We start from the raw sequence: 20,456 nt of genomic DNA, 5'->3' as shown, positions 1-20,456 counted from the left end.
ATACCAGCCAGCGAAACTCCTATGACGGCTGCGCCTGTCGCAGCATGGTTGCGGCCAGATGTTCGTAGCGCGGCCACAGCGCAGCGGCCTTCGGACACGGTCCGAAACACCGCGCGACAAGTGCGGGCGAACCCTTTTCGGCAGCAAGCGTATGCAGTTCTTCACCATACGGATCGTCGACAAAGCGGCCATCGGCTAAGTGCCAGACCCAGGCGGCAAAACCCGTCGCGATCGCATCGAAGGGTTGGCCCCGGCGGACAAGCTCGGCGGCGGTGTCGAGCCAGCGTTGGGGGATCTTTTGCGTACCATCCATCGCGATCTGGTCGAGCCGGTGCATCAGCGCAGGATCGGCAAAGCGCTGCATCAATTGCCCGGCATAGGCCGCAAGATCCTGACCGGGTGCGGCAGTGATCGTCGGGATCGCTTCATCGCGCATCAGCCGCTCGGCAAGCGCGGCGAGGCGGGGATCGGCGACGGCCTCGTGGACATAGGTATAGCCAGCCTCGAGCCCGCAATAGGCAAGCAGCGAATGCGCGCCGTTGAGCATGCGCAGCTTGGCGGTTTCGAAAGGGACGACATCATCGACCAGCTCCACACCGTGGTTCTCCCACTGCGGGCGCGGGCCGGCAAAGTCGTCCTCGATCACCCATTGACTGAACCGCTCGGTAAAGACCGCTCCGGCATCGCTCATTCCGAGGCGCTGCTCGAGCTCAGCCAGATCCTGCGGGCCGCTGCGCGGTACGATGCGGTCGATCATCGTCGAGGGGACACGGCATTCGCGCGTGAACCATTCGACCATCTCGGGCATGTCCGCCGCCAGCCACTGTTCCATCAGCCGCGCCAGGACCCGGCCGTTCTCCGCCAGATTGTCGCAGGACAGCAGCGTCAGCCCGCCCAGTCCGCGCGCGCGGCGCTCGGCCATTCCCTGCCCCAACAAGGGATAGAAACTGCTGCGCGCCGCGGCGAGGTCGAGCCCGCCGTCATGGCCCCGCGCATACCCTTTCTCGGTGACGGTGAAGCTGGCGATATGGCAGGCCGGATCAGCGAGCCGGGTAATTACCGCCCCGGCCTGATCGGGGGCGTAGAGTACTTCGCGAACCGCCCCGATAACGCGCGTTTGCGTAGCCTCGCCCTGCTGTTCAGTCAGCGTATAGAGCCCGTCTTGCGGATTGAGCTGTCGGGCAACGTCGGGCGAGCGGAGCGAAACGCCGCAAATGCCCCAATCGCGGTCCCCCGCGGTCATCGCGCAATCGGTATACCAGGCCTGGTGCGCACGGTGGAACGCCCCGATGCCGAAATGAACGATGCCGATCTCCTGCGCGTCTCGGTCGTAAGGGCATGTGCCGACATCGGCAGGCAGGTGGACCAGCGTATCGGGCCCGAGCCTCACAGGCGGTAGGCCCGCTTCGCCAGCGTATAGGCAAGCTCACGGGCGACCTCTGCGGCCTCCCAGTCCTCGATCCGGTGTTCGGCGACAAGCTGCGCAAGAAAGCCGCAATCGACCCGCCGGGCGACGTCGTGCCGCGCGGGGATCGACAGGAAGGCGCGCGTATCGTCGTTGAAGCCGACCGTGTTGTAGAAACCGGCGGTCTCGGTCGTCATCTGGCGGAAGCGGCGCATGCCTTCAGGGCTGTCGTGAAACCACCACGCCGGGCCAAGCTTGAGGCACGGATAATGCCCCGCCAGCGGCGCCAGTTCGCGCGCATAGGCGCTTTCATCGAGCGTGAAGAGGATGATCGACAGACCCGCCTCGTTCCCGAACCGGTCGAGCAGCGGTTTGAGCGCCTGCACATAGTCGGTGCGCGTGGGGATATCGGCCCCCATGTCGCGACCGAACCTAGCGAACAGCTGGTGGTTATGGTTGCGGAAGCTGCCGGGGTGGATCTGCATCACCAGCCCATCGTCCACGCTCATCGCCGCCATTTCGGTGAGCATCTGCGCGCGGAACAGTTCGGCATCGGCGGCGGAGGCACCCCCGTGCTTCACGCGCTCGAACAGCGCCGCCGCATCGGCATCCGGCAGATTGGCAGTGGCTGCGCTAGGGTGGCCGTGATCGGTCGAGGTCGCCCCCATCGCAGCGAAGTATTCGCGCCGCTGGCGGTGCGCGGCGAGATAGCCCGGCCATGACAGCGTATCCTCGCCAGTGAGGTCGCCGAATGTGCGCAGATTATCGACAAAGCCTTCGAACTCGGGATCGACCACCGGATCGGGGCGATAGGCGGTAATGACCCGGCCTCCCCAACCGCTGCCGCGAATGGCGCGGTGATGGTCGAGCGGGTCGAGCGGGCTTTCCGTCGTGGCGAGGACTTCGATGCCGTAACGGTCGAACAGCGCGCGGGGGCGAAAATCGTCCTGCTGCAGCTTCTCGGTGATCGTATCGAAATAGTGATCGGCCGTGCCCGCATCGAGCCGCAGCTCTATGCCGAAGGCCTTGGAGAAGACCCAGTCGAGCCACATCCGCGAAGGCGTGGCGCGAAACAAGTGATAGTTCTCGGCGAAGATGCGCCACGCGGCACGCGGATCGGCCCCGCCTCCCCCGATGCCCAGATCCTCCAGCGCAATCCCCTGCGAATACAGCATACGGAACACGTAATGATCGGGATGCAGCAGCAGTTCGGTCGCATTGCCAAACGGCTCGTCATGAGCGAACCACGCTGGATCGGTATGCCCATGCGGGCTGATGATCGGCAGATCGGCGACATCGGCATAGAGCTCGCGCGCAAGCGCGCGGATGCCGGGTTCCGCCGGGAACAGGCGATCCTCATGCAGCTCCAGGGGCTTGCTCATTCTTCTCTCCCGCGACGAACTATGGTAACCGGTGTCAAGAACAGGTTCTGCCGCTTACCGGAGAGGAAATCAACCGGCGAGGCAGGGGGATAAGGAGCGACGCGCAATGACCGAGGCCGACAGCGCTTCCGCAGGGATGAGGTCGCCCCATGTCTGGCGCTCGCACCTGGCCGATGGCGTCGGCGTCGCACTGCGCGATCACAAGGCCGGCGAATGGATCGAACTGGACGGAATTGTCCTGCGGTTGCCCGAAGCGATCCCGAGGGGCCATAAATTCGCCCTCCGCTCCCACAACGAAGGCGAACCGGTCTTGCGCTATGGCGCCCCGATCGGCCTTGCCAGCCAGCCGATCGCAGCGGGCGAGCATGTCCATTCGCACAATCTCGCCACCGCGCTGGATGGGGAGATGGAGTATGGCACCTTTGCGCCACCTGCGCCGATCCCGGAAGCCTCACCGCCGCTGGGCAACTGGCGGGGATACCGGCGCGCCGACGGGCGCTTTGCCACTCGTAACGAGATCTGGCTGCTGGCCACTGTCGGCTGCGTCGCCCCGCTGGTGGAATTGGTGGCGCGCGAAGCAAGCGCAATCCATCGCGGCAGCGTGGATGCAATCGTGGGGTTCGGCCACCCGCACGGCTGTTCGCAATTGGGCGACGATCTATCGGGCACGCGCGCGCTGCTGGCCGCGCTGTGCGACAACCCCAATGCGGGAGGCGTGGTGCTGGTGGGGCTCGGCTGCGAGAGCAACCAGCTCGATGACCTTGTTGCCAGCGTCGCCGAGCGCAGCCGCGCCAAGCTGCGGCTTGTCCGGGCGCAGGACCCGGGCGACGAGCGCGAACGCCTGCTTGCGGAAATTGCCGATCTGGTGGCTGAACTCGCTCCGGTAATGCGCGAAGACGCGCCGCCGAGCGCGCTGACCGTGGGGCTGAAATGCGGCGGGTCGGACGCGCTGTCCGGGCTGACCGCCAATCCTCTGCTCGGGCGCTTCAGCGATCGTCTCGCAGGGTCGGAGGGCAGCCTTGTGCTGACCGAAATCCCCGAGATCTTCGGCGCCGAGGAAGCACTGTTGGCGCGCGCCGTGTCACCGGAGGTTTTCGAGCGGGCAGGCGAGCTGGTGAACCGCTTCAAGCGCTATTTCCTCGACCAGGGCCAGCCGGTTTCGAAGAACCCCTCGCCCGGCAATATCGCGGGGGGGATCACCACGCTGGAAGAAAAATCGCTGGGCGCGGTGCAGAAGGGCGGCTGCGCCCCGCTGGTCGATGTGATCGACTATGGGGGCACCGTATCGCGACCGGGCCTGACGCTGCTCGAAGCACCGGGCAATGATGCGGTCTCCTCCACCGCGCTGGCCGCGGCGGGGGCGACCCTGGTGTTGTTCACTACCGGAAGGGGCACGCCGCTCGGCTTCCCGGTCCCCACGGTCAAGATTTCGTCCAACACCGCACTCGCGCAAACCAAGCCGGGCTGGATCGATTTCGATGCGGGCCGCGCGCTTGCCGAAGGGGTGGACGCGGTCGATGCCGCCTTTGCGGACTACCTGCTCAACATTGCCAGCGGCGAGCCCACCGCCGCCGAACGCAGCGACCAGCGCGTGATTTCGATCTGGAAACGCGGGGTGACGCTGTGATCAGCCGCCGAATGCCCCCGGCAGCCAGAGCGAGAGCGCAGGCACGAAGGTAATCACCACCAGCGCCGCAATCAGCGTGAGATAGAACGGCCAGATGGTCTTCACCAGCGCGGTCACGGGGATCTTGCCCACCGCCGAGCCAACGAACAGCACCGAGCCGACCGGCGGCGTAACCAGGCCGATGCCCAGATTGAGCATCATGATGATCCCGAAATGCACCGGATCGACCCCGACATCCATCGCCACCGGCAGGAAGATCGGCGTGGTGATGACGATCAGCGGGGCCATGTCCATGAAGGTGCCCAGCGCCAGCAGCATGAGGTTGATGATCAGCAGGGTCAGGATCGGATTGTCGGTCATCACGCCGATCAGCGCGCCCATCGCGGCTGGCACTTCGAGCAGCGCGAGCGCGAAGCCGAATGCGGTGGCGGCAGCGATGATGAACAAGACCATGGCAGCGGTGCGCACCGACTTCCCGGCGGCTTCCCACATGCCCTTCCACCCCAGGCTGCGATAGACGAAGGTCCCGATGAGCATGGTGTAGATCACGGCAATGGCCGAGCTTTCGGTAGGCGTGAAAAACCCGCTGAGGATGCCGCCCATGATGATCACCGCGGTCATCAGACCGGGGATCGCATAGGCGCTTGCGAGGATGAACTCGCGCCAGCCGGGGAAGCGGCCCAGCGGCAGTTTGCCGCGCTTGGCCACCAGCCACGCCACCAGCATCAGCATCAGGCCGGTGAGCACGCCGGGGATGACGCCGGCAAGGAACAGGTCGCCGATCGATACGCCGATCCCCGAAGCGGCGGAATAGATGATCATATTGTGCGAAGGCGGGATCAGCAGGCCGACGATCGCCGCGGTAACGGTGACGTTGACCGCATAATCTGCAGGATAGCCTTTCTCCTTCATCAGCGGGACCATGGTCGAGCCGATCGCCGAGGCGCTGGCGATGGCAGAGCCGGACACCGCACCGAACATCATCGAGGCCCCGACATCGACGATCCCCAGCCCGCCGCGCACGCGCCCGATGGCGGCATCGGCCACGCGGACCAGCCGGTCGGCAATCCCCGCACGGTACATCAGGTCGCCCGCGAAGATGAAGAAGGGGATCGCCATCAGCGTGAAAACGCTGATCCCCGCGGCGACGCGCTGGACCGCGACGATGGGAGGGATATCCATCGCGAGGAAACAGGCAAGCGCCGCCGCGAGCAGGGAAAAGGCCACCGGTACGCCGATGACGAGCATGGCGAAGAGCACGCCGAACAGGACGAGGAGTTCCATCAGCCGCGCTCCCCTTTACTGGCATCATCCGCCGGATGACGCCCGGTAAATAGCTGTGGCAGCGCGAACCAGGTCATCAGCAGTCCCGAAACGGGCAGCGGCACATAGGCTACCGCGCGGCTGACGCCGAGCGAAGGGACGACATTGCCGCGCACCGCCCAGCACAGCTGCGCGCCGTAAACGAGCAGCACCAGACCGATCACGGCGATCACGAGCGCGACGATCCGCAGCAGCGGCCGCGCGCGATCGCCCAGCTTTTCCTCGAGCAGCGCGATGCGGATATGGAAGCCTTCATAGACACCCGCGGCGGCGGCAAACATCACGTACCAGATCATCATGATCAGCGAAGCCTGTTCGGTCCAAGACGGGCTCGAGTTGAGCACGAAGCGCCCGAACACCTGCCAGCCGATGATCGCGGTCATCGCCAGAAGCCCGATCGAACCGAAACCGATCAACCAGCGCGATAGGGTCGCGGCCATAGTCATCCTTCCCTCATATCGCGGATCCGCCGGACGATGTCCTGCTGCGCGGGCGTCGTAATGAATTGATCCCACACCGGCCGCATCAGCGCGGCGAAGGGTTCGGTATCCACCGTGTTCACGGCGACGTCCGACGCGGCGACCGCAGCTTTGGCTTCGTTAACGCGAATGTCCCACAAGCGGCGCATCTCGACGACCGAAGCCTTGGCCGCCTCGCGCACGAGCAGCTGGTCCGCACGCGACAGCCGTTCCCAGCTCGCCTTGCTCATGACCAGCGCCTCGGGGGTCAGCAGGTGCTGGGTCAGGCTGAGATAGTTGGCGACTTCGTAATGGCGCTCGCCCACGAAGGTGGGCCAGTTGTTTTCCGCGCCGTCGATCACGCCTTGGGCAAGCGACTGGTAGATTTCGCCAAAGGGAATCGGCACCGCATTGGCGCCCAGCGCATTGACCATCGCGATATAGAGGTCCGATGCGGGCACGCGGATCTTGAGCCCGCGCAGATCATCCGGCGTGGTGATGGGTCGCCGCACATTGTAGAAACTGCGCGCACCAGAATCGTAAATGCACAGGCCGATGAGATTGTGCGGTTCGAGCGAGGCCATCACTTCATCGCCCACCTCGCTGTCGACCACGCGCCGCATATGCGCGACCGAATCGAACACGAAGGGGAGGCAGAAGGGCAGCGTCATCGGCTCGATCGAATTGAGCGGCGCGAAGTTTACCCGGTTGAAATCGATCCCGCCGAAACTGGTGATCTCCAGCGTATCGGTCTCGCTGCCGAGCTGGCCGCCGGCGAACATCCTGATGCCCAGCCGGCCGCCCGTTTTCTCATCGAGATAGCGGCCCATGAACTCGACCGCGCGTACGGTCGGGTAATCGCCCGGATGCGCGTCGGCGCCGGTCAGTAGCCCCGACATCACCGGTTTGCAGCCGGGCAGGATCGCGCCTGCCCCCAGCACCATGCCGCCGGCCAGCACGCTTCGCCGCGACAGCGCCATACGCCCGTTCGTCATGTTTCTTCCGCTCCCCGTCATTTTGTTCAATCTTCGAGCGCGGTGAAGCGGAAGTCACGGAATTTCGCCTCGCCCGGCCCCGCCGCATAGAGGCCGGGCCGCAGCATCAGGAAATCGCCGCGCACATTGTGGTGGTATCCGGAGACTTCCATCCCGCGGTCAAAGCGGTGCCAGGTTTTCCCGCCATCCCCGCTGGTATCGTACGTGACGATGTGGCGCCGATTGGTCACGCGCATGCGCATCCGCCCGCCATGCGGATTGGCGGGCCTTGCCCGCTCGCGCCCGTATTGGTGCGTGACGAAGCGCTCCGCATCGAAACCCAGCCCGCAATAGAGCTTGTCGTCATAGAACAGGATCAGCCCCGCCCGTCCGCCGGGCGCGAGTTCGATATCGCATTCGAAGCGATAGGATCGGTCGCCTGCGGTCAGCAGCAACGGCGATCCGCTGGACGGCGCCGCGCCCTTGCCCTTCAGCCGCAACACGCCATTGCCGCTGGTTATTCGCGCCGCTTCATCGGCGTCGGGCTTGAAGAAGGCCCATTTGCTGCCCAGCGCAAGCGGGGCGGAGAAATCGTCGGTCAGCGGCATGCCATGCGTGACCGCAGCCCCGCCGCGCGGTTTGGCGATCGGCGCGGACAGGTCGCCGCCGGTCATGCGGAACCACCCGTCGGGGGTGAATTCCACCGGATCGAGCAGGCATTGGCGGCCAAGCGTCCAATAGCCGTTTTCATAGCCGTGATAGAGCGACCACCAGCTGCCATCGGGCGCTTCGACCAGCGAGGCATGGCCGCGCGACCACCAGGCTTCCTCCACGCTCTCGGTGCGGACCAGCGGATTGCCGGGATGGTGTTCCCAGGGGCCATGCAGCGAGCGTGAACGGGCGGCGATGACCATGTGCCCGGTCGGCGGACCGGCGGTGCCGCCCACTGCGGTGATCATGTAATACCAGCCGCCGATGTGGTGGATCTTCGGACCTTCGGGCGAAAACCCTTCGACGATCCAGTCGGACGGATAGCGCCAGGGATCGTAGACATGCTCGACCGCGCCGGCGAGCGAGAGATTGTCGCCGGACAGGCGAACACGGTCGCCGCCCGACAGGAACAACCAGCGACTGCCGTCTTCGGCCACGGCATGACACGGGTCGATATGGTTCGGCAGGCCGAGCGGGATCGGGTCGCTCCACGGCCCGGTGATATCGTCCGCCCAGGCGACGAAGATGTCGTTCTGCGGCTTGGCCTTCACCGGGATGTAGAGGAGGTAGCGGCCCTTGTCCTTGTGCAGGCTGGGGGCCCAAACCGACCCGATATTGCGCGTCAGCGCGGCTTCGAGCGGCCGCCAGTTCACCAGGTCGCGCGAATGCCAGATCGTCAGCCCGGGATAGGCGTCAAAGGTGGAGAAGGTCATGTAGTAATCCGCACCATCCTTGAGGATCGCGGGATCCGGCCGATCACCCGAGACTACAGGATTCAGAAAGGTGCCATTGCCAAGATCGGGAACTCGCTGGTTGTCGAACCCGCGCCGGTACTGGCGCACGGCAGGAGCATCATACGTTCGCGCGCGAAGCGGAGCGGGCAATGCGGGCACCAAGCTTGCCAGCCCTGCCCCGCCAACCCCGGCGAGCAAATCCCTGCGGCGGATCGTCATGCAAAATTCCTTGTTCTGGCCCAGGCGAGCCACAATTCCGGCCAGACCTCGACCGGTTTGCCCGCTGCCTTGCGCAGCCCGAAGCCATGCCCGCCGGCTTCGAACAGATGTGTTTCGACGGGTAGGTCGCGCGCCTTGAGCGCCGCGCGCATGCGGAGCGTATTCTCGACCGGGACCGAGGCGTCGTCCTCCGCATGGAGCAGGAAAAAAGGCGGGGCTTCGGCAGGGATATTTTGATCGGGCGAATGCGCGCGTTCCAGCGCGGCGTCGGCGTCGCTACCGATCAGCAGCTCCCGCGATCCGGCATGCGCTACGCCGGGTTCCATGCTGATAACCGGGTAAATGCACGCGGCGCTGTCGGGACGCGCGGAAAGCGAATCGGCTGCATCCACCGCATCGTAGGCACCGTGATCGAACCGTGTGGCAAGGTCGGCGCATAAATGCCCGCCAGCGGAGAAGCCCATCGCGCTCACGCGCGCGGGGTCGAGGCCCCATTCGTCAGCGCGGTTGCGGATCAGCCGGATCGCGCGCTGCGCATCGGACAGCGCGACGTCGGGGCCCGCCGCCCAGCCATCGCCGGGCAGACGGTAGAACAGGACGAAGGCGGTGATGCCGCGCGCGGCCAGCCAGCGCCCCATCTCGTAGCCCTCCTTGTCGACGACCACATGCCGATAGCCACCGCCGGGCATCAGCAGGACCGACGCCCCGCTGGCATGCGCGGGATGGAAGACAACCAGGCGCGGTTCGGCAACCGCCGCAACGGCGCGGTCCTTGAACGAGGGATCGGTCGAGCGTTCGGTTATCCGCTCACTCGGTGCGGGGTCGGGAATGCCGGGCGCGCCGTACGGCCATAGCGCGATCGGTTCTGTTGGCTTGGCAGCCACACTTGCCTGCGAACCCGCCGAGCCGCGTGTGGTCCATGCACCAGACAGGGAAAGGCCCGCGACAAGAAGCGACCGTCGATCACTTCTCATGCGCGAGCCCCCTGTATCCCTTACGCTGTCGAATTAATATTCGAAGCGCACACCGGCCATGATGATGCGGCCGAAGTGGTTGTTCTCGTAGTTCCGCCGCGCATCGTCGTCGGTCCAACGGTAACGGTAGTCGTCGGTCAGGTTATTCCCGTCCAGCATCAGCTCGACTGAATCCGTGACCTTGTAGCGGATCGCCGCATCGAGGTTGAACGACGAGGTGTAGCCTTCCAGGAAATTGTTATTGCCGCTGAGGCCGGTGTTGTAGCCGCTACGATAAGCGCCCGACATACGGATCGAGATCCGCCCGTCATCGTAATAGACCGTACCGTTGGCCGAGTATTTCGACACGCCGCTAAACGTTGTTTCGAAGATCTGATCCTCGAACTCGATCTCCTGCTGGCTGTCGACATAGGTGACATTGCCCAGCACACCGAAATTCGCCAGCGCGCCCGAGGCGAAAGCAGAGAAGGGCAGGTTCAGACCAAGCTCCACCCCTTTGATCGTCGCGCCTTCGCCGTTGGTTGTCGTGCGGAACTCGAATTGGCGATTGGGATCGGTCCCGTTGACAATCGCATCATAGACGGGCGTACCCGACGTAAGCAGCGATGTCGGCAAGCCGCTTTGCGCATAGGTGATCTGCAGCGGCCGGCTGACCGGGAAGCTTTCGATCTCCTTGATGAAGCCCGCCAGCGACAGGATTGCCCCGGGTGCAAAATACCATTCTGCCGAAAGATCGTAGTTCCAGGCCCGGTAGGGTTCGATGAACGGATTACCCGTGCTGATGACGAAATTGAATTCGTCGACCGATCCGCCCGGCGTAAGCGAGCCGAGCGTGGGACGGGTAATCACACGAGCGATCGCCCCGCGAAGGACGACGTCGTCGCTCGGGAACACGTTCAGATTGAGCGCCGGCAGGAAGTCGTCGTAATTACGCTCCACCGTCACGTACTGACCGTTGTTGAACCCCTGCGAGGACTGTTCGGTGCGCGCATAGCGGACCCCGAAATTGCCGGTTACGCGCAGTCCGTGGTCGATCTCGAAATCGGTCTGGAAATAACCCCCGGTGACCTTTTCCTCGACCGAACGGACATCGCCTTCACGGGTCACCGCAGGGATGTTGTAGAGATCGAGGAAAGCCACCGCCGCGTCGAGGTTCGGCACGACCCAGCTGTTGGTGTTGCCAGCCGGCTGGCCTGCATCACCCAGTTCGAACAGCTCGGACAGATCCGCCGTGACCGGCGCGCCATAGGCTCCGGCTGCGCAGGTGAATGCCGAACAATACTGCCCGTCACGCCGCGCGCTTTGCGTGAAGTAGTCGAACTGACGGTAGAACGGCCCGCCCGACAGGCGCAGTCCGCTGGTGGGCTCCCAATCGAGATCGAGCGCGATGGTCTTGAACTTGTTCTCGACCGAACTCGGGCGATCGCGGAATTCCGCCAGCTGGAAATTGCCCGGATTGGTCACATCCGTACCGAATGCAAGCACCGGAAATTTCATATCGGTGTAGTCGTAGCTGTAGGTCCCGTCGCGATCATCGAAAATGATCGTGGTTTCGACCGGGATGGTCGCGTCGGACTTGGAGAAGCCCGCGAGCAGCGAGGCGCTGAAGTTGTCGCTGAACGCCTGCTCGATGGTCCCCGAAATCTGGTAGAAATCGGTTTCGCTTTCGCGGTGATAGCGCTCGTTGCGGATCCACGCATTCTCGAGATCGGCACTGATGACGTTGTTGTCGCCATCGATGACATAGTTCGAGAGGTCGATTTCGTCCTCGTTCGAACGCAGCAGGACTTCACCCCAATACTCGTCGCGGTTTTCCTTGAAGTTGGAATAGAGCGCGTTGAATTGGATATCAGTGCGATCCGTCGGACGGAACTGGATTGCCGCGGTCGCGCCGAGACGTTCGCGGTCGTGATTGACCAGGCCGTAGCGCGGGATGCGCGGGTGGAAAGCGTCGCGCACTTCCACACATCCGGGATCGGCAGCATTGGCGGCGCAATCGACGCCATCGACCGAACGGAAGGTCGCATCATTCGCCCAGCGGACCGAGTTGTTGCCCAGTTCGGGCGTCTCGTACTTGGTCCAGGCAGCCGATGCGGAGATACCGAAGGTTTCGTCCGCATTGCTCCACGCCAGCAGGCCGGCGAGACGCGGTGCGATGTCGTCATTCAGGTCATTGTAGCGCCCCTGCGCCGAACCGACCAGCTTGAGACCCGCACCGTACGCAAGCGGATCGCCGGTATTGAGGTCGATGACCGCCCCCAGCGAACCTTCGTCGAGCGCTGCCGACGCGGTCTTGTTGACCACGATCGAATTGAACAGTTCCGACGCGAAGACGTTGAAATCGAAAGCGCGGTCCCGGTTAAACGATGCGCCATCGACCGAGGTCGCGATCGTTTCCATTCCGTTGACGCGCACGCGGGTAAATTGCCCACCCAGCCCGCGAACCGTGATCTGGCGTCCCTCGCCTGCATCGCGTTCGATCGCAACGCCAGGAATACGCTGGAGCGATTCGGCAAGATTGGTGTCGGGGAATTTGGCGATGTCCTCGGCCACGATGACATCGACCTGGCCGACCGCTTCGCGCTTCGCCGAAATGGCCGCGTTGAGCGACTGGCGGAAGCCCGATACGATGATCACATTATCACTATCGGAAATCTCGCCCGATGCGTCGGAAGCGACATCGCTTACTTCGTCATCGTCGAGCGTGCCCGAATCCTGGGCCATTGCTGGCGCCGAAAAAACCAATGCGCTACCGGCCAGCAAAGCCGCCTTCACGCTTCCCGTGGAAACCATAAACCTCATCGCATCCTCCTCTCAATTGGCACCGGTGTCTTTTTGGAGGAGAAAATTTGCGGCAGCCTGCCGCACCCCCCATCTGACACTCCAATTTCCCTCAACCCGGCCCGTTTGGTAACCGGTGTCAATTCTTCTTGATCCATCTGACCTTCAGTGTCAAGGTTGCAATTAAGAGAGAGGAAATTGCCATGAGATATTTCGCAAATTGCCTGCTGGCGCTCTGCCTGTTTCTGATTGCATCCCCCGCGATCGTACAGGCTGCCGATCCCACCGATGGCGGAGCGGGCGGGGAAATCATTCGCGTGACCACGCTCGCCAAGGACGGTCCGGGCAGCCTCAGCGAAGCGCTCGCCCGCGAAGGGCCGCGTATCATCGTCTTCGAAGTGGGCGGCGCGATCGACCTCGAACGGTCCTCGCTGACCATCACCCAGCCGCATGTCACGATCGCGGGTCAGACGGCCCCATCGCCGGGGATCACGATCCTGCGCGGCGGGATCAATGTGGCCACGCATGACGTGATCATCCGCCACCTGCGGGTCGCGGTCGGCGCCGATGGCCTGCCCAAGCGGCATGGCTGGGAGGTCGATGCCTTTTCCACGCGTTCGGCGCATAATCTGCTGATCGAAAACAACAGCTTCTTCTGGGGCGTCGACGAGAACATGTCCGCTTCGGGCCCGCGCTTTACCGGGGATACGGTGGAAGAATGGCGCGAAGGCACCAGCCGCAACATCGTCTTCCGGTCGAACCTGGCGGCCGAGGGCCTGGCCGATTCGACGCACCCCAAGGGCGAACACTCGAAGGGGTCGTTGATCCACGACAATGCCACCGGCATCGTGTTCGAACGCAATGTCTGGGCCCACAATGTCGAACGCTCTCCGTTGCTGAAGGGCGGGGTCGAGGCGCTGATGATCAACAATCTGATCTACGATCCGCAATATCGCGCGGTGCATTACAATCTGATGGATCTGGAATGGGCGGGCCACGCGCCGGTCGACGGCCAGCTCACCGCAGTGGGCAATGTCCTGCGCGGCGGCAACAGCACCGATGCGGGCCTGCCGTTCCTGACGATCGGCGGCGTCGGCGATCTGAAATACTATGGCCGCGACAATGTCGCGATCGACCGGTATGGCAACGACCTGCCGATGTTCGGCCGCTATGGCCAGACACGCGCGCAGATCGTCGAGCAAGATGCGCCGCTGCACGATCTCGATGGCTATTCGATCATGCCCAGCGAAGATGTCGAGACCGTCCTGCTCGCAACCACGGGCGCGCGCCCGTGGGATCGCAGCGAAATGGAAATCCGCGTCCTGTTCTACATCGCCGAAGGACGCGGCGAAGTGATCGATTCGGAAGAGGAGGTCGGCGGCTATCCGCAGTTCGAAGCGACGAGCGCGCCCTTCGTCGAAGCGGATTGGGACCTTGCCACCATGACCCCGAAGTCGGGTATCTGGCCGGGCCAGAAGGACGGTGCGCAGGAGCATCTTTCGCCCCGCGACCGCGAGATGCGCGCCACCAATCGGTAAACATGCTGGGGCTTTTCAATAGGTAGGCGGCTTCGCGGCGGTATGTCTTCATGCCGCAAGCGAGCCGCCTGCCGACTGTCACGGAACACTGCATCAGGTCTGACCGAGTTTCAACTGCCCGGCTGGATATAGGGCCCCCGCGCCCACAGCTCGCGCTCCCACCCGCGTGGATCGTTCTTGGTCGCGATGCTCTCTTCGCCAATCACCAAAGTCTCGCGTTCTGCAAGCGTATAGGGCGCCCATGATGGAAGCCCCGGCCGGCCCGTATGCGCCATGCCCGCAAAGGCAGTTATCATCGCATCGCTGACCGTGCGGGCGCGTGGCCCGGTTCCCGAATAGCTGCCCGGTGCAGCGAGCGTCCCGAAGACATAGGGCAGATCGTCGGTATGCGCCGCACCGCGCGTGGGATCGATCGGACTGGGCCGGTCGAGCTGGTAGACCCAGGTGGCCTGCGCCCCTGCGCGGGCGCGCGCATCGGCCTCGATCACCTGACCAGGCCAGCTGCGTCCGGCGGTGGTCGCGGCATAGAATACTTGCTCGGCCGACCACTGCGGAAACTGCGCGCGATATTGCGCGACTACCCAGTCCGCAGGCAAATCGATGCGGATCTGCGGGGCCAGCCGCTCGGCGATATTCTGCCAGTCGAGACCTTGCACGACGGGCCCGTCGCTGCGGATGAAGGCCCGCGTCTCGTGCCGCGTGTTGCCGAGGATCATCGGGATGTGCCGCGATTGCGGCGCGGCATCGGGCCAGAACGGATGGCGGTGTAGATGCAGCATATCCAGCGTCGGGCCCAAATAGAGACTGCCCCCGAGCACCGGATCGGTCGCCTCCAGGCCTTCGAGCAAGCGTTCATACGGGAGGGTAAGCAGGGCAGCGCCGCCATCTTCCGCCAGTCCGAGATGGTCGAGCAGGGCGCGCGTCCGCCGCCAGCCATTGCCGGGTCCCTGCGCGGTGACCTGCTGGCCGCTCATCGTTGCGGCCGTATGGAACAGCCCATCGGCTGCAGGCATAGCCATCAGCGTCGCGATCTTGGCGCCGCCGCCCGACTGGCCGAAAACCATCACGCGGTTCGCGTCCCCGCCGAAGGCCCCGATATGCTCGCGGATCCATTCGAGCGCGCAGATCAGGTCGAGCTGGCCCGCATTGCCGCTGTGGCGGAAACGCTCACCGAGCGGTGCCAGCCAGCCATAGCCGAACAGGTTGAGCCGGTGATTGACCGTAACCACCACCACATCGCCTTGTTCGGCAAGCTTCGCCCCATGCGTCAGCGGATCGGTGACCGAGCCCCAATTGTAGGCCCCGCCATGAAAATAGACCATCACCGGGCGGCGCGCGGAAGAATGGGCATCCGGCGTCCAGATGTTGAGGAACAGGCAGTCCTCGCTCATCGCCGGGGTCATCGGCCGACGTTGGGGGCACAGCGGACCGAACTGCGTCGCGGGCGTGGGCGCGGTAGGAACAGGTTCGCGCACCGGGCGGTCGAACCGCGCAGCGCGGGCATAGCGGATGCCGAGAAATGCCGGCACCCCGCGATCGATCATGCCGCGATAGGCCAGAGCCCGGGGATCGCCGCTGCCGCCAGCCGCCACCGCCGGGGCCGCAAGCAATGCGCCCCCTACGAGGCCCCCGCGCAGAGCCGCGCGGCGGGTCATGCCGTCAGCGGCTGACATCGGCTCCTGCCGGAAGAAAGCTCTCCAGCTCACCGCGCGTGACCGCTATCGTATCGCCCGGAATACCGTGTTTCATCACCGCCAGCGACAGCCCCGTCTTGGCCATCTCCTGCGCGGCCCCATCTTCCAGCCAGCGCAGCAACACGCCCCCGGCGAAGGCATCGCCAGTGCCGATCCGATCGACCACCGGGGCGATCCGGACCTCGTCGGTCTGCCAATGGCTTTCGCGCAGGTCGACCCGGGCGGCGAGGCCATGCGTGGTCGAGCTTTCGATATGGCGCGCGGTCGAGGCGATCGCTGCCAGATCGGGGAAGCGCGCGAAGGCGGCTTCGGCGGCTTCGCGCCGCCGATCCGCCCCGTCGCCCGAGAAGCTCTTACCGAGCAGCAGCGAGATGTCGCGGTGATTGCCGATCAGGATGGTGGCCGCTTCGACCAGTTCGGTCAGGATCGCCTGCGGATCGCAATCCCAGGCATCCCATAAACTGGCACGGTAATTGCCATCGAAGCAGATCGGCACGCCTGCCGCCCGCGCGGCAGCGACGGCTTTCTTCGCCAGCGCCACCCCGTTGGGGCCCAGCGCCGGCGTGATGCCCGAAAGGTGCAGCAGCCGCGCCCCATCGAGCGCTCCGGCAAAGTCGAAATCTTCCGGCTGCGCCATGGCGAAGGCGCTTCCCGCACGGTCGTAGGTCACCCGCCCCCCGATCGGACCGCTGGGCGGTTCGAACAGATAGAGGCCCATCCGGCCCGCTGCGCGGCGCACGAAGCGCTGATCCACACCCGCTTCGCCCAGCGCAGCCAGCGCGCGGAGCCCCAACGGATTGTCCGGCACACTGCTGAGCATCGCGGCGGGCTGGCCAAGGCTGGCAAGCGCTATGGCGACATTGGCCTCGGCCCCGCCGATTGCGAGCGCGAGATTGCGCGCGCGCGCTAGCGGCGTCCCCGCCTCGGGCGACAGGCGCGCCAGCATCTCGCCGAAACAGACCACGTGGCCCGATTTCGGCAACGCGGTCATCGCGCCAGCCATCCGCCATCGACCGCGAGGATATGCCCCTGCACATAATCCGCCGCGCGGCTGGCAAGAAAGACGGCCGCGCCGCCGATATCGGCCGGGTCGCCCCAGCGCTGTTCGGGGATCCGCTCGAGGATCTGGCGACTGCGCGTTTCGTCCGCCTGGAGCGCTGCCGTGTTGTTGGTCGCAATATAGCCCGGCGCGATCGCGTTGACGTTGATGCCGCGCGGCGCCCATTCATTGGCCATCAGCTTGGTCAGGCCCCCGACGCCGGATTTGCTGGCGGTATAGCTCGGCACGCGGATGCCGCCCTGGAAGGTCAGCATCGAGGCGATGTTGACGATCTTGCCCCGCTCGCCATCCTGCGATGCCCAGCCGGTCATATGGCGCGCGGCCGCCTGGCACAGGAAGAACAGCGTCTTCAGATTGGTGTCCATCACGGCGTCCCAATCCTCTTCCGAAAAGTCGAGCGCATCCTCGCGGCGAATAATCCCGGCGTTGTTGACGAGGATATCGAGACGCCCGAGCTTGGCAACGACCGTGTCAACCACTTCGGTGACCGGTTCGATCGAGGACAGGTCGGCGGAAACGAGCTCGCAGCGGCGGCCCAGCGCGCGGACCTGTTCGGCGGTCTCGTCGGCAGGGCTGCGGCCCACCGCGGCAATATCGGCCCCGGCCTGTGCCAGCGCGATGGCGATGCCCTGCCCGATACCCGTATTGGCACCCGTGACGAGCGCGGTGCGCCCCGTCAGGTCGAAGGGGGTGGTGGCCATGGTATTCACTCTCCCAGTGTGGTGCGGTGGGGATCGCGCCGCGACGACGCGATCCCCTACCCCCGGTGCCGGTTCATGCCGGTCATGCGATTCCCGAAGGGGTCAAAGATTGCGCAGATAGTCGCTGATCGCGTCATCCTGCGAATTGGCGTAGAAATATTCTGCGAAGCGTTCGCCCGCAATCGCGGCGCGCAGCAGGTCCTGATCGACATTCTTCAGCACGGTCAGCATGTCATGCGTGCTGGCAGCCTTGAGGTCGGCGAGGAAGCCGCGGTTCTTGCGCATCAGTTCGGCCCGCTCGCGCGGATAGCCCGCGCCCGCTTCGTTTTCGAACAGCTTGCGATAGCAATCCTGCAGATTGAGCTCGGCGGCCCAGCCGAAGCCCTTGGCATAGGGCATCGCGATCGCATTGCCGGCATTGATCTGGTTGAACAGGAAAGCATCGGTCGGGTCGATCACGAGGCCGCAGAACACGCCGGGCATGGCATTGCAGGCGAGCATCGAACCCATGCCGGTGCCGCAACCGGTCACGACGAAATCGGCGGCCTTGGAATTGAGCAGGATGCCCGCCAACACACCGTTCATCACATAAGTCAGCGATGCGCTGTCTTCGGCGGTGTACATGCCGTAATTGAACACTTCATGGCCGAACGGTTCGGCAGCGGTGTTGAGGGCATCGTAGATGAGGCCGTTCTTGGCGGCCTGGCTGTTCTCGGTGATGAGAGCGATCTTCATGGGTTCTCCCTGCCCGCTGGGGGCGCTGGTGCGAATTCAGGCGGTTCCGAGTCGAATAAGGAAACCGGTGTCAAAACGACTTCTATCCGCAAAGCGGGGGCCATTTCAACCATCCGGATCAGATTTTCTTGGCGGGCGGCGCGACCGAATTGCGGGTCACCAGCCGCGCGGGGAAGTTCGATGGCTGCGCCTCTGCCGTATCGGGGGCAACCAGCTTGAGCGCGGCCGCCTTGGCCATCTCGCGGATCGGCCAGCCGACGGTGGTCATCGGCGGCCAGATATGCGCCGCAATCGGGGAATCGTCGAACCCGACGAGCGACAGGTCGTTGGGGACATCGACGCCCCGTTCGCGTGCAGCATGATAGGCGCCCGCGGCCATTTCGTCATTGCTGGCGAAGATCGCGGTAACGTGGGGGTTCTCGCTCAGCAGCTGGTGGGCCGCCTCGACGCCTGAATTGAACCGATAATTGCCCTGCACCAGTGCTTCGCTGGGCATGTCGAGCCCATGCCGCTTCATCGCGGCGAGGAAACCTTCGCGCCGTTCGAAGGCCGACCGGAACCCCGCTGGCCCCTCGATCAGGCCGATCCGCTCGTGACCCAGTTCGACGAGATAATCGACCACGGCCTCGACCATCTCGCGGTCGTTCGACTGGACCAGATGCTCGGCCTCGTCGAGCGCAGCCGAGCCCATGCGGACATAGCCGCAGCCCATTTCGCGGCACAGCGCGGCCAGTTCGTCATTCTCGGAAATCGGCGGCAGGATCAGCACGCCATATAACCGCTGCAGCTCGAGGAAATTGCGGATGTCGTCGAGCATGGCCGGCGAATGTCGATCGACCGGGCGCACCACGAGCGCGAACTCGGTATCGCGGATCGCGTCGAGTACCCCTTCCTGGAAGTTGAGCACGGTCTGCGCATTGGGGTTGTCGTGCAGCAGGCCAAGCAGGAAATTGCGCCGCAGCGCCAGGGCCCGCGCCTGCGGGTTCGGCGTATAGCCGAGTTCGGCGATAACCTTCTCGACCTTCTCGCGGGTGGCTTGCTTGAGCAGCGGGGATCGATTGATCACCCGGCTCACCGTCTTCTTAGAGACGCCTGCAATCCGCGCCACGTCGTTGATCGTAGGTGCCGGACCGGACTTTGCCATGTGTCACAACCTTTTGCTGCCTGCCACCGCTCATAGCCCGCCCACGAGGAAATGGGAGGGCAGAGCCGCCCGCTATCCGCAAGCGTGTGGTAAATACGTTTTGACACCGGTTTCCTTTTTCGTCAAAGTCGCGCTGAAAATGGGACATTTCGAGAGGGGCCCCCATGAATTCCGCAGCTGGCGAGATTGCAAACGCCTTTGTAAATGCCCGCCGCAACTGGAAAGTCCTGAGCGAGTATCCCGGGGTCCGACCGACCGACCTTGCGCAGGCCTATGCCGTGCAGGATCATGCCATCAGCATCTGGGATCGTCCGATCGGCGGCTGGAAAGTGGGCAAGATCAATCCGCCCGCGAGCGACGACCTGGGGGCTGACCGGTTGATCGGTCCGGCCTTTGCCGATGCTATCCGGCAGGAAACCGCGGACGTGGCCGAATTCCCGATTTTCAGCGGCGGTTTTGCCGCGATGGAAGCGGAGTTCATGTTGCGGCTGGCCCCTCGCGAAGGCCCCCTGCCCGATGACCGCGAACAGGCGATGGACTGGGTCGATGAGGTCCGCATCGGCCTCGAAGTGGCCTCGTCCCCCTATGCCGCGATCAATGTCGACGGGCCCTGCGTGACCGTATCGGACCATGGCAACAATGCCGGATTGCTGATCGGCCGGGCAGTCGCTCGCGCCGATTGGTCGCGGCTTGACGATATCACTGTGACACTCGACATCGATGGCGAGGAACAGGGTCGCGCGACCACTGCGACCATGCTCGACGGACCGTTCGGCGCCGTCTCCTTCCTGCTCCGCAATCTGGCGGAACGCGGCATCGAACCGCAGGCGGGTTGGTGGGTTTCAAGCGGCGCCATCACCGGCGTTCACGAAATTGCCGCGGGCCAGCATGCGGTCGCCCGCTTCGAAGGTCTGGGCGAAGTCGCCGCGCGCGTGGTGTCTGGCGACACCGCCTAGCCCGCCCCCTCATGCGCTGGGTGCACCACCCAATCGAACG

The 20,456-nt window shown here is 64.4% G+C and carries 16 protein-coding genes; 3 read left to right on the top strand and 13 right to left on the bottom strand.

The genetic code is table 11. From position 1 onward, the window contains the following. Positions 1-19: 19 nt before the first annotated feature. Both J2S32_RS14070 and uxaC read right to left on the bottom strand, forming a co-directional pair. Positions 20-1,390, bottom strand: a complete 1,371-nt coding sequence (locus J2S32_RS14070) for a mannitol dehydrogenase family protein (protein ID WP_253522357.1) — start codon at positions 1,388-1,390, stop codon at positions 20-22. Then, positions 1,387-2,787 carry a glucuronate isomerase gene (gene uxaC, locus J2S32_RS14065; RefSeq protein ID WP_253522354.1) on the bottom strand — a complete coding sequence of 467 codons (1,401 nt, stop codon included), beginning with the start codon at positions 2,785-2,787 and terminating at the stop codon, positions 1,387-1,389. Before uxaC ends, J2S32_RS14070 begins: the two co-directional genes overlap by 4 nt. 106 nt (positions 2,788-2,893) lie before the next feature. Here uxaC and J2S32_RS14060 point away from each other — a divergent pair, with 106 nt between their 5' ends. Then, positions 2,894-4,414, top strand: a complete 1,521-nt coding sequence (locus J2S32_RS14060; protein ID WP_253522351.1) for a UxaA family hydrolase — start codon at positions 2,894-2,896, stop codon at positions 4,412-4,414. Here J2S32_RS14060 and J2S32_RS14055 read toward each other — a convergent pair whose 3' ends face one another. Genes J2S32_RS14055 through J2S32_RS14030 form a run of 6 tightly spaced genes read right to left on the bottom strand, consistent with a single transcriptional unit; the run spans position 4,415 to position 12,531 of the window. Beyond that, the gene (locus J2S32_RS14055; RefSeq protein WP_050599173.1) at positions 4,415-5,698 is read right to left on the bottom strand and encodes a TRAP transporter large permease; all 1,284 of its coding nucleotides are present in this window, start codon (positions 5,696-5,698) and stop codon (positions 4,415-4,417) included. Continuing rightward, the gene (locus J2S32_RS14050; protein ID WP_253522348.1) at positions 5,698-6,177 is read right to left on the bottom strand and encodes a TRAP transporter small permease; all 480 of its coding nucleotides are present in this window, start codon (positions 6,175-6,177) and stop codon (positions 5,698-5,700) included. The genes J2S32_RS14055 and J2S32_RS14050 overlap by 1 nt, the downstream gene beginning before the upstream one ends. Before the next feature lie 2 nt (positions 6,178-6,179). Next, positions 6,180-7,190, bottom strand: coding sequence for a TRAP transporter substrate-binding protein (locus J2S32_RS14045; protein ID WP_253522345.1), 1,011 nt, complete (start codon positions 7,188-7,190; stop codon positions 6,180-6,182). A gap of 26 nt (positions 7,191-7,216) precedes the next feature. Then, complete coding sequence (locus J2S32_RS14040; RefSeq protein WP_253522342.1) at positions 7,217-8,833, bottom strand: family 43 glycosylhydrolase; 1,617 nt, start codon at positions 8,831-8,833, stop codon at positions 7,217-7,219. Continuing rightward, positions 8,830-9,807, bottom strand: a complete 978-nt coding sequence (locus tag J2S32_RS14035; protein ID WP_253522339.1) for an alpha/beta hydrolase — start codon at positions 9,805-9,807, stop codon at positions 8,830-8,832. Before J2S32_RS14035 ends, J2S32_RS14040 begins: the two co-directional genes overlap by 4 nt. A gap of 33 nt (positions 9,808-9,840) precedes the next feature. Then, entirely contained in the window at positions 9,841-12,531 is a 2,691-nt protein-coding gene (locus J2S32_RS14030; protein WP_253522337.1) for a TonB-dependent receptor, read from the bottom strand. A 260-nt stretch (positions 12,532-12,791) separates the two neighbouring features. Here J2S32_RS14030 and J2S32_RS14025 point away from each other — a divergent pair, with 260 nt between their 5' ends. Continuing rightward, complete coding sequence (locus tag J2S32_RS14025; protein ID WP_253522334.1) at positions 12,792-14,126, top strand: pectate lyase family protein; 1,335 nt, start codon at positions 12,792-12,794, stop codon at positions 14,124-14,126. A gap of 110 nt (positions 14,127-14,236) precedes the next feature. Here J2S32_RS14025 and J2S32_RS14020 read toward each other — a convergent pair whose 3' ends face one another. The 5 genes from J2S32_RS14020 to J2S32_RS14000 all read right to left on the bottom strand — a co-directional run bounded on the left by J2S32_RS14020 (position 14,237) and on the right by J2S32_RS14000 (position 19,460). Then, positions 14,237-15,799: a carboxylesterase/lipase family protein gene (locus J2S32_RS14020; RefSeq protein ID WP_253522332.1), complete on the bottom strand. Its 1,563-nt coding sequence runs from the start codon at positions 15,797-15,799 to the stop codon at positions 14,237-14,239. Continuing rightward, positions 15,786-16,811: a sugar kinase gene (locus J2S32_RS14015; RefSeq protein ID WP_253522330.1), complete on the bottom strand. Its 1,026-nt coding sequence runs from the start codon at positions 16,809-16,811 to the stop codon at positions 15,786-15,788. Before J2S32_RS14015 ends, J2S32_RS14020 begins: the two co-directional genes overlap by 14 nt. Beyond that, a complete protein-coding gene (kduD, locus tag J2S32_RS14010) occupies positions 16,808-17,581 on the bottom strand; it encodes a 2-dehydro-3-deoxy-D-gluconate 5-dehydrogenase KduD (protein ID WP_253522328.1) in 774 nt (257 codons plus the stop codon). The genes J2S32_RS14015 and kduD overlap by 4 nt, the downstream gene beginning before the upstream one ends. A gap of 102 nt (positions 17,582-17,683) precedes the next feature. Then, entirely contained in the window at positions 17,684-18,316 is a 633-nt protein-coding gene (locus tag J2S32_RS14005; RefSeq protein WP_063506203.1) for an RpiB/LacA/LacB family sugar-phosphate isomerase, read from the bottom strand. A gap of 118 nt (positions 18,317-18,434) precedes the next feature. Then, positions 18,435-19,460, bottom strand: coding sequence for a LacI family DNA-binding transcriptional regulator (locus J2S32_RS14000; RefSeq protein ID WP_253522326.1), 1,026 nt, complete (start codon positions 19,458-19,460; stop codon positions 18,435-18,437). A gap of 164 nt (positions 19,461-19,624) precedes the next feature. Between J2S32_RS14000 and J2S32_RS13995 the strand changes: the two genes are divergently transcribed. Beyond that, positions 19,625-20,416 carry a 2-keto-4-pentenoate hydratase gene (locus J2S32_RS13995; protein ID WP_253522323.1) on the top strand — a complete coding sequence of 264 codons (792 nt, stop codon included), beginning with the start codon at positions 19,625-19,627 and terminating at the stop codon, positions 20,414-20,416. Positions 20,417-20,456: the final 40 nt, after the last annotated feature.

Origin of the sequence: Qipengyuania citrea, from assembly GCF_024171405.1 — a bacterium.
Lineage (GTDB): Bacteria > Pseudomonadota > Alphaproteobacteria > Sphingomonadales > Sphingomonadaceae > Qipengyuania > Qipengyuania profunda.
This window is presented reverse-complemented; position numbering and strand designations above follow the sequence as displayed.

Excerpts from the sequence above, each read along its gene's own strand:
- J2S32_RS14060 (WP_253522351.1), top strand. The coding sequence starts at position 2,894 with ATGACCGAGGCCGACAGCGCTTCCGCAGGGATGAGGTCGCCCCATGTC.
- J2S32_RS14055 (WP_050599173.1), bottom strand. The coding sequence starts at position 5,698 with ATGGAACTCCTCGTCCTGTTCGGCGTGCTCTTCGCCATGCTCGTCATC.
- J2S32_RS14005 (WP_063506203.1), bottom strand. The coding sequence starts at position 18,316 with ATGAAGATCGCTCTCATCACCGAGAACAGCCAGGCCGCCAAGAACGGC.
- J2S32_RS14030 (WP_253522337.1), bottom strand. The coding sequence starts at position 12,531 with ATGGCCCAGGATTCGGGCACGCTCGACGATGACGAAGTAAGCGATGTC.
- J2S32_RS14040 (WP_253522342.1), bottom strand. The coding sequence starts at position 8,833 with ATGACGATCCGCCGCAGGGATTTGCTCGCCGGGGTTGGCGGGGCAGGG.
- J2S32_RS14045 (WP_253522345.1), bottom strand. The coding sequence starts at position 7,190 with ATGACGAACGGGCGTATGGCGCTGTCGCGGCGAAGCGTGCTGGCCGGC.
- J2S32_RS14035 (WP_253522339.1), bottom strand. The coding sequence starts at position 9,807 with ATGAGAAGTGATCGACGGTCGCTTCTTGTCGCGGGCCTTTCCCTGTCT.
- J2S32_RS14000 (WP_253522326.1), bottom strand. The coding sequence starts at position 19,460 with ATGGCAAAGTCCGGTCCGGCACCTACGATCAACGACGTGGCGCGGATT.
- J2S32_RS13995 (WP_253522323.1), top strand. The coding sequence starts at position 19,625 with ATGAATTCCGCAGCTGGCGAGATTGCAAACGCCTTTGTAAATGCCCGC.
- uxaC (WP_253522354.1), bottom strand. The coding sequence starts at position 2,787 with ATGAGCAAGCCCCTGGAGCTGCATGAGGATCGCCTGTTCCCGGCGGAA.
- J2S32_RS14020 (WP_253522332.1), bottom strand. The coding sequence starts at position 15,799 with ATGTCAGCCGCTGACGGCATGACCCGCCGCGCGGCTCTGCGCGGGGGC.
- J2S32_RS14050 (WP_253522348.1), bottom strand. The coding sequence starts at position 6,177 with ATGGCCGCGACCCTATCGCGCTGGTTGATCGGTTTCGGTTCGATCGGG.
- kduD (WP_253522328.1), bottom strand. The coding sequence starts at position 17,581 with ATGGCCACCACCCCCTTCGACCTGACGGGGCGCACCGCGCTCGTCACG.
- J2S32_RS14015 (WP_253522330.1), bottom strand. The coding sequence starts at position 16,811 with ATGACCGCGTTGCCGAAATCGGGCCACGTGGTCTGTTTCGGCGAGATG.
- J2S32_RS14025 (WP_253522334.1), top strand. The coding sequence starts at position 12,792 with ATGAGATATTTCGCAAATTGCCTGCTGGCGCTCTGCCTGTTTCTGATT.